The organism is Chitinophaga barathri (genome assembly GCF_003807585.1).
Classification (GTDB): domain Bacteria; phylum Bacteroidota; class Bacteroidia; order Chitinophagales; family Chitinophagaceae; genus Chitinophaga; species Chitinophaga barathri.
On sequence record NZ_RMBX01000011.1, the window covers coordinates 15,210 to 29,436 of the forward strand.

Genomic DNA, 14,227 nt, shown 5'->3' on the forward strand with positions numbered 1-14,227 from the left:
ACAAGTTAAGTAACTTTAACATTCTTTTGAGAAAAGACGGATGATGAACCGCATTTGTCATTCATACCCGTTTATTGATCAATCGGTTTTGAGCATTTCCGGGAGATAGGCCAACTTTGCGGAACGAAAAAAGGAAAAAAGGTTGCACCGGGCCGGCAGCCACTAAATTAAAATTGACAAAAAGGTGAAATATTTTCCAGAGTCGGCGCTGGTACAGTTGGAGTTTGACAAAGTAAGAACATTATTGCAGGAGCATTGCAAAACGGAGCTGGGCAAGCAAATGGCCGAAGAGCTGCGACTGCATACACACATCGACTACGTTAGAACCGCGCTGCAGCAGGCGCACGAATATAAGCAGCTGGTGCTGATCCAGGTGCACTTCCCCAATGACTATGTGCTGAACCTGAAGCAGGAACTACGCCTGCTGGATATACAGGGCGCTGTGCTGACGGGAGAACAGTTCATGCTCATCCGCAAACTCGCGGAAAGCATGCACAGTATCGTACGTTTTTTTGATGCCGACAGACGAATGACCTATGCAGCTTTGTATGGGGTCATTTCACATACACACTACGAAAAAAAGATCGTTTCGCTGATAGATGAAGTGCTGGATGAAGCCGGGCAGGTGAGGGACAATGCCACCCCCGAGCTGGCGAGGATACGTATGCAGCTGTTCAGGAAACGGAACGAATTGAGAAAGGTGTTTGACCGCATCCTCTCCAAATTGCAGAAGCAGGGCTACCTGGCGGACATTGAGGAAAGTTTTCTCAACGGGCGCCGGGTAGTGGCCATATTTGCCGAGCAGAAACGGCTGGTGAAGGGGATCCTTCACGGTGAATCGGACACGCGGCGTACCGCCTTCCTGGAGCCGGAGGAAACCATTCAGCTGAACAACGACGTACATTCCCTGGAAAGGGATGAGCAGCGCGAGGTATACAAGATACTCCGCGAGCTTACGGCGAACCTGGCCAGCCATCACACTTTGCTGAACGGTTACCATGAGATCCTCGGCATCTTTGATTTTATCAGGGCAAAGGCACGCCTGGCGCTGGATATCAACGGGAATTTCCCCATGCTGATGCCCCATGCGCAGGTACACCTGGTGGAGGCTTATCACCCGCTGCTGCTGCTGTATAACCGCAAGCAGAACAAGCCTACCATCCCTGTTAATATGACGCTGGACAAGGATCATCACATCCTGGTGATCAGCGGGCCGAATGCCGGGGGTAAAACCGTAACCCTCAAAACCGTAGGGCTCATCCAGCTGATGCTGCAGGCGGGCCTGCTGGTGCCGGTGCACCCCACCAGCCAGCTGGGCATTTTCAGGCAGGTGATGATCCACATCGGGGATACGCAGAGCCTGGAATTTGAGCTGAGCACCTACAGTTCGCACCTGAAGAACATGAAACACTTCATGGAAAACGCGAACGGCAGAACGCTCTTTTTTATAGACGAGCTGGGCAGCGGCTCCGATCCCAACCTGGGCGGCGCTTTTGCCGAGGTGATCATGGAAGAGCTGGCGCGGAAACATGCCTTTGGCATCGTCACCACCCACTACCTGAACCTCAAGATCATGGCCGGTAAAGTGAAAGGCATCGTAAATGCGGCCATGGGCTTTGACGAACAGAACCTTCAGCCTATGTACAAACTGCTGATCGGCAAGCCGGGAAGCTCGTACACCTTCAGCATCGCGCAGCGCATCGGGCTGGACCAGGGGCTGATCAACCGCGCCAGGAAACTGGTGGATGAAGGGCATTTCAGGCTGGACAAACTGCTCAACAAAGCCGAGCAGGACCTCCAGAAAGTGGAAAGCCGCGAAAAGGAGCTGCAAAAGCTGCTCAAAGAAAACGAACGCCTGAAAAAGGAATACGAGATACTCTCGGACAAAGAACGTGTACAGCAGCAATACACGCTGCAGAAGCTGCAGAACAAGATCAAGGAGGAAGACCTGAGCTACCTCAAGGACATGGAACGCAAGCTGAAGCAGATCGTGATAGAGTGGAAACGGGCGGAGAACGAGGATAAACAGAAAGTGATCAGACAGGCGGAAGCCTTGCTGTTCAACCGCAAGAGCCAGGCAATTAACGAAAAGATAAAGAAGAAGGTGCAGGATAAGTTTGTGGAATTGAAAGGAGAGGTGAAAGTGGGCGACCAGGTAAAGATCAGGACGAATAACCAGGTAGGAAAAATAAAAGAGCTGCGTGGCAAAGTGGCGGTGGTACAGATCGGCAACATACCCATCCAGGTGAAGATCGCGGACCTGGTGCTGGTGGAGGAACGGCAAAAAGCAGAATAAACGTATCTTTACAGCCCTCTTTATTGAGAAAAACCCGGGCACAGGGATCATTTTAACCGATAAAACACACATCCCATGCAACTGACGAAATTCAATCATATACCGCTCGTAACCGTGCAGGATTCCGCCTATGCGGAAGAGGGCTCCCAGTTTTTGATACACCTGGCCAATCTCCGCGAGATAGACTGGGAAGGCTTTGATATTCCGCACCGCCACGACGGTTATACCATAGATATCCTGCTGAAAGGCAGCGTTACCCAGTACATCGATTTTGAAAAACATACCATCAACGCCCCGGCCATCATTATGCTGGAACCGGAGCAGATCCACCAGCACGACCGCAGTTCAGACGCGGAAGTATTGGCCATGTATTTCACGCGTGACTTCCTTGTGACGGAAACGCTCGGGGTGCTCAGCTGCTGGCAGTGCGTATTTAAAGATAACATCCTTCACCTGGAAGAAAACCAGTTGCAGGAAGTGCTCAGCTTCGCGCGTATCCTGCTGCATGAGTTCCGTAGCGACAAACCCAGGAAAGAAGCAGTACTGCGCCATATCCTGAGCGCCTTTATCATCGCCTGCGGGCGCATAGCCAGGCCTGAAACGGGCAGCACGGAGATATACCGCTCCGAAGCGCCTTTCAACGGGCTGGGCATCCAGTTCAAAATACTGGTGGACGAGCATTTCAGGGAAAAAGTGCAGGTGGCGGAATATGCCGAGATGTTGCACGTAACCCCCGGCCATCTGAACGATACGGTAAAAAACACCATCGGGCGGAGCGCCAAACAAATCATAGATGCCAAGCGGATCATGGAGGCCAAACGCCTGCTGTTCTGGCAAAAGCACTCTGTGAAGCAGATTGCGGGGGAACTGAACTTTGATGACGATGCATACTTCTCCAGGTTCTTTAAAAAACACACCGGATTGACCCCGGCATTGTTTCAGCGAACCATCCGCGAAAAGTACAATTAATACCGCAATTCGGAACGTAAAAGATATCAGGATACTTTTTACATTTGCATTGTCAATTGCAACGCATCAATACTACGAACGATGAAACTTATGTAACCTAACCGTAACAGCTCCGTTTGAAATATCTCAGCAATATTAATAACGGGAACCATTAAGTTACAGTAATGCATACTGCAAGCCCAGGCAGTATTAACAGTCTTCCTTTTTTCACACCATGTTTTGAATACACAGGGATCGTTATGCCCTGACTGATAGCTCATTGCCTTTCGTTTACGGAATGCAACATGGGGTGGACTTTCTAAACTTTTTTCTATAAACAACCGAAGTATGAAACCAGTATTAAAATTAGACAAACTAAAAATGATCACACATAAGCCACTTGGTTACTCGCTTGGCATCATGATGTTGGCTGTATTATTATATGGCTGTTCATCTCCCCAGGCAAGCACACCTCCGCAAGGCCCCCCGCAGCTGCCGGTGATGGTAGTTGCTTCGGCCCCGGCTACTACTTACCTGGAATTTCCCGCTTCGCTGGAAGGAAAGGTGAATGTAGACGTGCGCCCGCAGGTAGCCGGCTATCTGGAAAAGATCTATGTGGATGAAGGCGCTTATGTAAAAGCAGGGCAGCCTTTATTTAAAATTGATCCGAAAGTATTTGCCGAACAACTGAACGGCGCCAGTTCTAACCAGCTTGCCGCAGAGGCTAACGTTGAAAAGGCGCAGGTTGAAGTGGACCGCCTGAGCCCGCTTGTTGCCAGCAACGTAGTTTCTGACGTACAGTTGAAAACCGCAAAAGCAAACTATGAGGTAGCGAAGGCTGCTCTGGCGCAGGCTAAGGCTGCTGTAGGCAGCGCGCGGATCAATGTAGGTTATACCCTGGTCACTGCACCGGTGAGCGGCTACATAGGAAGGATTCCTTATAAAGTAGGCGCCCTCGTAAGCAACATCGATGCCCAGCCACTTACCGTGCTTTCCGAAGTACATGAAATGTACGCTTACTTTTCAATGAGCGAAGCGGATTTCATCACATTCAAGAACGACTTTCCGGGCAAGACGCTTGAAGAGAAACTGAAGAATGCACCTGCTGTAGAACTGATACTGGCCGATAACAGTACGTTCACCCAAAAAGGGAAAATTGGAATAGTAGATGGACAATTCAATAAAACGACCGGCGCGATCACCTTCCGAGCCAGCTTCCCTAATGCCGACGGCGTACTGCGCACGGGCAACACAGGGAAAGTAAGATTCGCACGGGAAGTTGATGCCGCCATTACGATACCGCAGGAAGCTACATTCGAGATACAGGACAAAGTGTTGGTATATACCGTAGCTGATAGCAATAAAGTAGCCAGCAGGCCTATCCGCATCTCCGGAAAAACAGCTAACCTTTATTTTGTAAGCGACGGACTGAAAGCGGGCGAAAAGATCGTTTTGTCCGGTACGGGCAGCCTGAAGGACGGCGCTGTAATCACACCACAGCCGGTATCGGCGGATAGTGTGCTCAAGTCAAAATCATTGTAAGTAAAGTAACAGGCGATGCTTTATTTGTAAAGTATGGCATGCAAAAATCAGTTTTGCTTACGATCTAAAAAGTGAATTCATCATGTTAAGAACATTTATATTAAGGCCGGTCCTTTCTACGGTAGTGTCCATAATTCTATTATTATTGGGCATCATATCATATTTTGCCCTGCCTGTTACGTTGTTTCCGGACATCGCGCCGCCCAGTGTGACGGTGACGGCCGTCTACCCCGGTGCTAACGCCGAAGTGGTAGCCCGTTCCGTGGCTAACCCGATAGAGGAATCGGTGAATGGGGTGGAGAACATGACCTACATGACCTCCAACTCCAACAACGATGGCAGTATGGTTTTGACGGTCTATTTCAAACAGGGGACCGATCCTGATATCGCTGCCGTGAACGTGCAGAACAGGGTATCCAAAGCCACCAGCCAGTTACCCGCAGAGGTGGTATCGGCAGGTATCAGCACGCAGAAAGTGCAGAACGGTTTCATCATGTTCATGGGATTGTATAGCGAAAACCCTAAAGAATACGACGAAAAGTTCCTCCAAAACTATATCAAGATCAACCTGATCCCCCAGATCCAGCGTGTACCCGGCGTAGCCCAGGCACAGATCTTCGGCGCCAAGGACTATTCCATGCGTGTCTGGTTAAAGCCCGACCGCCTCGCGGCCAATAACCTTTCCCCGCAGGAGGTATTGAATGCGATCAGGGATCAGAACATAGAATCGGCCCCGGGCCGTTTGGGCGAAAACAGCGCGGAAACCTTTGAATTTGTATTGAAATACAAAGGTAAGCTGAGCCTGAATGAAGACTATGAAAATATTGTTATAAAGGCCAACAGCGATGGGTCCATGCTTCGCTTAAAAGACGTGGCCCGTATAGAATTCGGGTCACTCAACTACGGAGCGAACAACCTGCTGGATGGCAAGCCGGCCGCTGGTTTTGCTATTATTCAAACGGCCGGATCCAACGCCAATGAGATACTGGATAACATTGAGCATCTGCTGGTGGATTTCAGGTCTACTCTTCCTACCGGCGTGAAGACGGAGGTGATGTACAACGCCAAGGACTTCCTGGACGCCTCTATACACCAGGTTCGTGAAACGCTCATCATCGCGTTTTTGCTGGTGTTCCTTGTAGTATACATATTCCTGCAGGATCTCCGTTCTACGCTGATCCCTGCAATTGCGGTACCGGTGGCCATTTTAGGTACATTCTTCTTCCTGCAGCTATTTGGTTTCAGTATTAACCTGCTAACCCTGTTCGCCCTGGTACTGGCAATCGGTATCGTGGTGGATGATGCGATAGTGGTGGTGGAAGCGGTGCACGCCAAAATGGAACAAACACGATGGCCGGCAAGAAAAGCTACCCTGAAGTCAATGGATGAAATATCAGGAGCTGTTATTTCCATTACCCTGGTGATGATGGCGGTATTTATACCCGTTGGTTTTATGCAGGGCCCCGCAGGTGTGTTCTACAGGCAGTTTGCATTTACGCTGGCCATTGCTATCATGATCTCGGCGATCAATGCATTGACGCTGAGCCCTGCGCTGTGCGCCTTGTTCTTAAAACCTGAACATGGTGAGCATGGCAAGAAGACCGGATTTGGAAGCCGCTTCTTTAATGCCTTCAACGCCGGTTTCCGCTCTATGACGAACCGGTACATCGGGAGCCTTAATTTCCTGATCAAACGGAAAGCGATTGCCATCGGTCTGCTGGCCATTGTATCCATCATAGCTTTTATACTGGTAAGAAAAACACCCACCGGGTTTATTCCCACGGAAGACCAGGGCTTCGTATTATATGCGCTGAACACGCCCCCGGGCAGCTCATTGGACAGAACGCATAAGTCTACGTCAAAAATAGACCAGAGCCTTCGCCAATTCCCGTCGGTGAAACATACCTGGACGGTGGACGGTTTTAACTTCATCAGCAATGCCGCCGCATCTCCTTATGCCGCAGGGTTTATACGCCTGAAAGAAAAAGGCGAAAGAGGTGACGTAGATAATATTGACGATATCACCGGCATGATGTACGGGCCGGCGAGCGAGCTGAAAGATGCCGGCGCCTTCTTCTTTAACTTCCCTACGGTGCAGGGCTTTGGTAACGTGAGCGGTTTTGAGTTCATGCTGCAGGATAAGCAGGGGCGCCCGCTGGACCAGCTGGGTAATAATGCCTGGGCTTTTATCGGCGCCCTGATGCAAAGACCAGAGATTGGCGCGGCCTTCACCACCTTCTCCGCGGGTAACCCCCAGTATAAGGTAGAAGTGGATAATTTTAAGGCCAAACAATTAGGTGTATCTGTCAGCGATCTGATGCAGACCATGCAGATATATTATGGCAGCAGTTATGTTTCGGACTTTAACCGTTTTGGAAAGTACTATCGGGTGGTAGCGCAGGCTGATGTACCTTATCGTACTGACGTTCACTCGCTGGATGGTATTTACGTGAAGAACAGCCAGAGTGAGATGGTGCCGGTAAAATCGATGGTGACGCTCAAGCGTGTATACGGTCCTGAAACGGTGACCCGTAATAACATGTTCAATGCCGTAACCATCAATGGTACGCCCAAGCCGGGTTATAGCACGGGCGATGCGATCAAAGCCATTGAGGAGACCGCAAAAACGGCATTGCCGCAAGGATATGGGTACGAATGGACCGGAGCGACCCGCGAAGAGATCAGCGCCGGCGACCAGCAGATCTACATCTTCCTGCTCAGTATCTTATTCGTATACTTCCTGCTGGCAGCGCAATACGAAAGTTATGTATTGCCGCTCGCAGTTATCCTGACCATCCCGACAGGTATCCTGGGTGTGTTTGCCTTCATCGGTTTTGCCGGTCTGGACAATAACATCTATGTACAGATTGGTATGATCATGCTGATAGGCTTGCTTGCGAAGAACGCCATCCTGATAGTGGAATTTGCCGTGCAGCGGCGACGCAACGGCATGGGGCTTCTTGAATCGGCGCTGGCCGGGGCAAGAGCCAGGCTGCGCCCCATCTTAATGACTTCATTCGCCTTTATCGTAGGCCTGATACCCCTGGTATTTGTGTCGAAAGGGTCCGCGGTGGGTAACCATTCAATTGGTTATAGCGCCATCGGCGGCATGTTGACCGGTGTAATATTAGGTGTATTTATTATTCCTGTGCTGTATGTTATATTCCAGTTCTTACAGGAAAAAATAACCGGCCGTCCTGGTTTAAGGGTCTATGAAGAAGAGATGGAAGAAGAGTTGGAAGAAGCAACTGTATAAAGACAAATCAAGCACAATGACAAGAGTATTTCAATATATCACAGTAATACTGGCCGCGGCTTCACTGGCCGCGTGCAAAGTGGGTAAAGATTTCCAGCGGCCGGAAGTGGCGCTGCCGGCTCAGTTCGGCAGCACCACCGCCACCGCGGACAGCTCCATCGCCAATGCACAGTGGAGGCAGTTTTTCCCGGACCAGGCTTTGCAAAACCTGATCACGGAAGCGCTGAAAAGCACCTTTGACTTGCAGGTAGCCCTGAAGCGGATAGATGCCGCCTCTTCTTACCTGAAACAGGCCAAAGCCCAACTGCTGCCTTCCCTGACGGCCAACGCCACGGGTAATACCACTATCCCCTCCAAAAACAGCCTCAACGGCGTGAGCCTGAATGAATTCCTGAAGACCAGCCACATCGAGGACTTTAGCCTCAACGTAGGCCTCACCTGGGAAATAGACATATGGGGTAAGATCCGCCGGCAGAAAGAATCTGCGCTGGCCACTTACCTCCAGAGCTTTGAGGCTGCCAAGGCCGTGCAGACCGGCATTATCGCCAATGTGGCGAACAGCTACTTCAACCTGCTGATGCTGGACGCACAGCTCCAGATAGCCCGGAAAAACGTGTTCCTGAGCGATACCATCGTTCAGATGATCAAAATGCAGAAAACAGCCGGCGAGGTTACAGAGCTGGCCGTTCAGCAGGCCGTGGCGCAGAAGCAGAACGCAGAGCTGCTGATACCACAGCTGGAACAGGCCGCCGCCATCCAGGAGAATGCCATCCGCATCCTCATGGGGCAGATGCCCGGCAGCGTTACCCGCGGCGGCACACTGGACGCTTATCCTATCTGGGACAGCCTGCAAACGGGCATCCCGGCACAGGTGATCGCCAACCGCCCGGACGTAAAAGCTTCCGAGCTTGGCCTGAAAGCCGCCAATGCTAATGTAGGCGCAGCACAGGGAGCTATGTATCCCGCCCTGAGCCTCACCGCAAACGGTGGCCTGAACGCCTACGAGATCGGCAAATGGTTCTCCATGCCCAACTCCCTGTTTGGCACCGTAGCGGGCAGTATCGCCCAGCCTATCTTCCAGCAGCGGCGTTTAAAAACCAACGTGGAAGTAGCCAAAGTGGAGCGCGACCAGGCGGTGATCCGCTTCCGCCAGAGCGTAACGGTAGCCGTACAGGAAGTATCCAATGCACTCATACAGCTGGACAAGCTGCAGGGCCAGCAGGATATCGCCGGTGCGCGTTTACAGACCACGCAGCAGGCCGTGAGCAACGCCCGCCTGCTGTTCCGCAGCGGCCTGGCAAACTACCTGGAAGTGATCAGCGCCCAGGGCAGCAGCCTGCAGGCAGAACTTACACAGGTGGACATCAGGCGCCAGCGCCTTACCGCAATGGTAGACCTCTACCGCTCACTGGGCGGTGGATTTCAATAAGAGAGGAGGGAAACCGATGACAGGTGATAGTTGTTAATTTTCGGATCAACAGACAGGTTTAACGGAAGAATGCAAGGGCAACTGTCATCTGTCACTGGTTATCTTTCTTCATGAACATCAGGTTGTACCGGCAGACTTAGCGATAAAAGCGGTTTGCCGGTTTTTTTATGCGGGGGATTGAAGCGGTTTCGCAGCAGGGAAGGCTGTACGATATTCCCTGATTTTTAAACTGCGGGGATGCCGTGGAATAAGAGCGTGAGCTGTTTTGTAGTGCTTAAAGAAGTGGGCGGGTGTTTTTTTGTCCTCTGTAACCCTTTGTAGTATTGAGTTTCCGATTTTTTATAAGGCACTGTCGAAAAATAATTTTTTTAAATTCAACCGGATTTATACTTTTGCGCCGGAGGAATGGCAGAGCGGTCGATTGCGGCAGTCTTGAAAACTGTTGACTGTAACAGGTCCGGGGGTTCGAATCCCTCTTCCTCCGCTGAAATAGGGTACTTCAAAGTATTCAAAAGTCAAAAACCCTGTAAATACTAGTATTTACAGGGTTTTTTGTTTTTACAAGGGTGACAAAATTTGCAATAACTGACAATATTGGCGTGCGTATTTCGTGGCACCTGTGCTTCACAAAAAAGACGCACGAATTAAGTTGTAACTAATTGTAAATCAACATGTTTAATGCATGGACATCTTGATCTTGCATAGCAGCAATCCGATTTTTATACAATTAAAATTGGAGTGTTATGTTAGAAACAAGTTTCAGTCTGCTGTACTTTTTAAAGCAGCCCAAAAACCCAGCGATCAAAAAAAGGTATGTCTATTGCCGAATTACTGTCAAAGGTGTACAAGTTGAATTTACCACAAAGCGGACGTGTGAGCTCGGGTGCTGGGATCAAAAGAATGAGTGCATGACGGGCAAAAGCCAGGACGCACGAAGTTTAAACGGTTTTTTAGAATCAATTACCAGTTCAATTTATCGCATAAGAAAGGAGCTTCTTGATAATGATATTGCGATAACCGCAACTGTTTTAAAGAATCGGCTATTAGGGGTTGATGAAAAGAAATACCTGATAATGGAAATTTATGATCAGTACAACGCCACGGCAAGAAAACTGGTTGGGATAGACTACGCCAAGGATACAGTTGATCGATTCGAAAGGACCGCTAGATATGTGAGGGAGTACATAAAAGAAAAATATCAGGTTGAGGATATGGAGCTTAAGCAACTTGATTATGATTTTGTAAAAGGATTGTCCGAATGGCTTAAAATTCAGAAAAACTGCCAAAACAATACGACTGTTAAATTTATAACCACTTTCAAAACTGTCGTTCTGGATTGTGTAAAAAGGAATTGGCTGAAATCTGACCCGTTCGCGCTGTTCAGCATGAAGAAGGTTGAGGTTGAAGTGGAGCCCCTGACCTCCGCGGAGCTTGCAAAAATGCGATCCAAAAACCTGCATTGTGAAAGACTGATGCATGTGAGGGATATTTTTATCTTTAGCTGTTATACAGGGTTGGCATATGCCGATGTTAAGCGACTGTCCTGGACTAACATTCAGAAAAGTATGGAAGGTGAATGGTGGCTGAGAATCAGGAGAAAAAAGACAGGTACGCCTTGTTCCGTATTGTTACTGCCGGAAGCCAGGGAAATCTTGTACCGCTACGGAATAAAACAAAGCGTTCGAAGAAAGGGTGTTGCGCTTCCCGTTCCGAGCAATCAAAAAATGAATGCATATTTGACGGAAATAGGGGAGTTGTGCGGGTTTACGCGACAACCCACAACACACACTGCCCGACATACATTTGCGACTACGGTTGCATTAGCAAATGGCATTTCAATGGAAACAGTTTCGCGTATGCTTGGGCATAAATCGATAAGACAAACGCAGCATTATGGTAAAGTTGTGGATATGAAAATTGCAAATGAAATGAAGATGCTAAGGAATACACTGCGTAATGTGCAATAATCATAATTCGATCGGACAGATATGCTAATCTGGCAAGAATATAGTCTTACACTTATTGTAGAAGGGGATGATTTTGCCCGCAGACTTCCTAAATTGCTCATAGACTTCCTTTTTTGACGGTAATGAAATGGGTATTTTTGTGTGTCAATAACATATTCAAAAAGTTAGCATGAATTACATAGAAAAAATTATTCAATATATGGAGCGGAACAGCGAAAGGATTTCCATTAAGGAAGTCGACGAGGTAAGGAATCCCTTCAAAGTTTCAGCATATAAATTCAACCGGGATTTCAAACGTGCAGTCGGATCTACACCACGAGACTGGTTGACCGGAAGGAAGATGGAGTTGGCCCATAAATACAAATCCGATGACCCTGCACTGACGATAAAGGAAGTGGTAAGAAAAATTGGTTGGGATCTCACTGAACGCCAGTTTGCGGAGATTTATAAAGTACGCTACCGTATAACCTATGGCGGAAAGACAATTAACAATGGCGTTGCATTTCCTAATGGATTGAGAAGCGAAATGGGAATGGACTGTGATTTCCAGGATTTCCTATTCTCACCGGACAAAAAAGAACTGGAAGAGATCATTTTTCGAATGGTGCTTATGAGTGGGGAGTATACCATCAGGGAGCGGGGAGAATTGAGCAGGACCATCATAACTAACATAGAGAACACTTGTTTCCGTTTCCCGTTCCTTACTTTTGAAAAAGAATTTATTTTCTTCGTTTTTTTCGATCCCGATCACGCCGACAGCTTGGAGCTTTCAACGGTATTCACTCGGATTGGAGATGCAGATTTATGCTATGCCCCCAATGATAAAGGTATTTATCTGGACTTAATTTATAATGTGGCGATCAACCAGGAAGAAAATACAAAAAAGGCTATCCTGGAAAGTATATTAAATTGGGAAGAGTTACGCAAGGTACAGGAAAATGTCAGTATCGGCACTTATCAGCAATGGATTTACAACAAGCACACACATCCCAAGATCAATAAGGATGCCGCCATCTTCCAAACCAGTCAGGCAAGATATGATGGTATTATTCAGGAATTTAGGAAGGAATATGAAGGGCTGCTGAATGGCATTCATCTTAGTGCAGCAGGACTGGAAGAATATAAGACTGGTTTAATGGAAGACGATGAACATGCCATACGATCTGCACTTGGAAAACTTATAGGAAGTGGAACCGCCGCCCTGCCGCTTGAAAAACTTGACCTGCTCCTGCAACTGGCAGAATGCCCAAACTTGGGCCACATAGAATTTGCTGATTATACATTCAATACCGATAAGGACTTGGTTACTAAAATTATTGAAATATCCCCCCGGCCCCTCATACCTGATCTGATATTTGATTATTTCCGGGCTTATAAAGAAGTTGAAGATGACGGTGAGTACTACGGAAACACAATCCTTTCCAATATATTGAAAAGACGTTCAGGCATAGATTACAATTAATATATAAAGTTTAGTAAGCGCCATGGGTTTTATTCTTAAGGCTGGGGGATAGTTTTAAATTGCAAAGGAAATTTTTTGCCACCCATTATAGCCGGACTTATTATAGAAATTGCTACTTTTGACCCGAGAGCGTTATAAACGGGGAAGAGCCGCTTGGCTTGACCCCGTTTTTTAAATTTAGACTGTTTTTCAGGTGCTGGAAAGGAGACCCTGTTTGTAACCTAATTAGAAGCGTCTGCCTTTTCCATACCCTAACCGTTCACTAAATCTCTTTATTTCTGATTCTTGCAGCTGCCATGCCGATCGTATTATTTCTTCCTGGTTATCCCAATCTTCCTTGCCTTTTAGTAACTCCTTCATAATGCCGGTAACCCTGACTGACCAATCACCGTTTATGGCCGTTTTTATAAAAGCGCTGCGAGGTATTCGTGCGAGTGTTGCCCTTCTTCCCACCTTTATAGGAAATAAGCAATAAAGCTGGTTTCTACTATCTAAAGGATTATTTAATTGTCCACCACCTAGAAAATCAAAAAGAACAGGGACCGAGCTACTGAGCCATGCTGAAGGAAAACATTTCGCTGGATCGTAAACATGGAAAATTCCCGACTTGCCAGTAGGTTGAATCTGGTTCTGCCCTTTAAGAAAGCGCGGAAAGTCATTGACAAGGCGTGTGCCATCAACTATCCAAACTAAGTCCCTATAAAAGTTCTCTCGGGCAATACGCTCTTGTGGTTTAAGGTGCGAGTGCTGAAACTCTATGACCAGGCCATGATCTGTTCGTACATCAGCCATATGTTTCTCACCTGTTAGTACATCCCGCATAAAACATTCCTGCCATAAGTGCGGAAAGTTATTCTTCCATGAGCGATGCCATTCTGTTTCCGGTTCTCCCCAACTGTCACACAGTTCAGTTCTTTGGTGCGCCCAATGGTGAACCCTTATCGTTCCACATTTTGTTAGGACAGGCTGTCCGCATCCGGGACATATTCCCTTTAATCCAGGATTAGCCTCAACGCGTAAATTATCAATTAAAGCAAAGCGCATACTGATCTGGAATAAAGGGTAACAAAATTAATATATCATTGACTTTCAATTACGGTGTGTGGCAGGCGTCTGTTAAATACCTTTTTTAAAAATAATATTTATTTGAATAATTAACAAGCCAGGTATTATAACAAAAAAATGTTACAAAAGCAGGTGTGGAACAAAAGGGTGAAAGAGGAGCTGAAAAATATTCTGGTAACTACTCATTAACAAAACTATTTCGAAAATATCCTTTTTTTCGTTCCGGTCTTGCTGATTGGAAATCAGTAAGATTTAATGTGTA

Annotated in this window: 8 protein-coding genes and 1 tRNA gene; 8 read left to right on the forward strand and 1 reads right to left on the reverse strand. The window is 47.8% G+C overall.

Annotation, left to right across the window (positions count from 1 at the left end; all coding sequences use genetic code 11):
• The first annotated feature begins 184 nt into the window (after nt 1-184).
• The 8 genes from EG028_RS19145 (at nt 185) to EG028_RS19180 (ending at nt 12,900) form a co-directional block, all read left to right on the forward strand.
• Entirely contained in the window at nt 185-2,296 is a 2,112-nt protein-coding gene (locus EG028_RS19145) for an endonuclease MutS2 (RefSeq protein ID WP_120517935.1), read from the forward strand.
• Nucleotides 2,297-2,371: 75 nt separating this feature from the next.
• The gene (locus tag EG028_RS19150; protein WP_120517936.1) at nt 2,372-3,265 is read left to right on the forward strand and encodes a helix-turn-helix domain-containing protein; all 894 of its coding nucleotides are present in this window, start codon (nt 2,372-2,374) and stop codon (nt 3,263-3,265) included.
• A gap of 327 nt (nt 3,266-3,592) precedes the next feature.
• Nucleotides 3,593-4,786 (forward strand): efflux RND transporter periplasmic adaptor subunit, encoded by a 1,194-nt coding sequence (locus tag EG028_RS19155; protein WP_241559171.1) that lies wholly within the window; start codon nt 3,593-3,595, stop codon nt 4,784-4,786.
• Between the two features lie 82 nt (nt 4,787-4,868).
• On the forward strand, nt 4,869-8,042 hold the full coding sequence (locus EG028_RS19160) for an efflux RND transporter permease subunit (protein WP_120517937.1): 3,174 nt from the start codon (nt 4,869-4,871) through the stop codon (nt 8,040-8,042).
• 16 nt (nt 8,043-8,058) lie between these two features.
• Complete coding sequence (locus EG028_RS19165; protein WP_120517938.1) at nt 8,059-9,471, forward strand: efflux transporter outer membrane subunit; 1,413 nt, start codon at nt 8,059-8,061, stop codon at nt 9,469-9,471.
• A gap of 399 nt (nt 9,472-9,870) precedes the next feature.
• Nucleotides 9,871-9,955 (forward strand) — tRNA-Ser (locus tag EG028_RS19170).
• A gap of 259 nt (nt 9,956-10,214) precedes the next feature.
• Nucleotides 10,215-11,438 carry a site-specific integrase gene (locus EG028_RS19175; RefSeq protein WP_120517939.1) on the forward strand — a complete coding sequence of 408 codons (1,224 nt, stop codon included), beginning with the start codon at nt 10,215-10,217 and terminating at the stop codon, nt 11,436-11,438.
• A 169-nt stretch (nt 11,439-11,607) separates the two neighbouring features.
• Nucleotides 11,608-12,900, forward strand: a complete 1,293-nt coding sequence (locus EG028_RS19180; protein WP_120517940.1) for a helix-turn-helix domain-containing protein — start codon at nt 11,608-11,610, stop codon at nt 12,898-12,900.
• Nucleotides 12,901-13,125: 225 nt separating this feature from the next.
• On the opposite strand, the gene EG028_RS19185 is transcribed toward EG028_RS19180, so the two are convergent.
• Nucleotides 13,126-13,944: a competence protein CoiA gene (locus EG028_RS19185; protein WP_120517941.1), complete on the reverse strand. Its 819-nt coding sequence runs from the start codon at nt 13,942-13,944 to the stop codon at nt 13,126-13,128.
• Nucleotides 13,945-14,227: the final 283 nt, after the last annotated feature.

What these genes read in the sequence shown, in the direction of transcription:
- EG028_RS19150 (WP_120517936.1), top strand. Translation starts at nt 2,372, where the DNA reads ATGCAACTGACGAAATTCAATCATATACCGCTCGTAACCGTGCAGGAT.
- EG028_RS19155 (WP_241559171.1), top strand. Translation starts at nt 3,593, where the DNA reads ATGAAACCAGTATTAAAATTAGACAAACTAAAAATGATCACACATAAG.
- EG028_RS19160 (WP_120517937.1), top strand. Translation starts at nt 4,869, where the DNA reads ATGTTAAGAACATTTATATTAAGGCCGGTCCTTTCTACGGTAGTGTCC.
- EG028_RS19165 (WP_120517938.1), top strand. Translation starts at nt 8,059, where the DNA reads ATGACAAGAGTATTTCAATATATCACAGTAATACTGGCCGCGGCTTCA.
- EG028_RS19175 (WP_120517939.1), top strand. Translation starts at nt 10,215, where the DNA reads ATGTTAGAAACAAGTTTCAGTCTGCTGTACTTTTTAAAGCAGCCCAAA.
- EG028_RS19180 (WP_120517940.1), top strand. Translation starts at nt 11,608, where the DNA reads ATGAATTACATAGAAAAAATTATTCAATATATGGAGCGGAACAGCGAA.
- EG028_RS19185 (WP_120517941.1), bottom strand. Translation starts at nt 13,944, where the DNA reads ATGCGCTTTGCTTTAATTGATAATTTACGCGTTGAGGCTAATCCTGGA.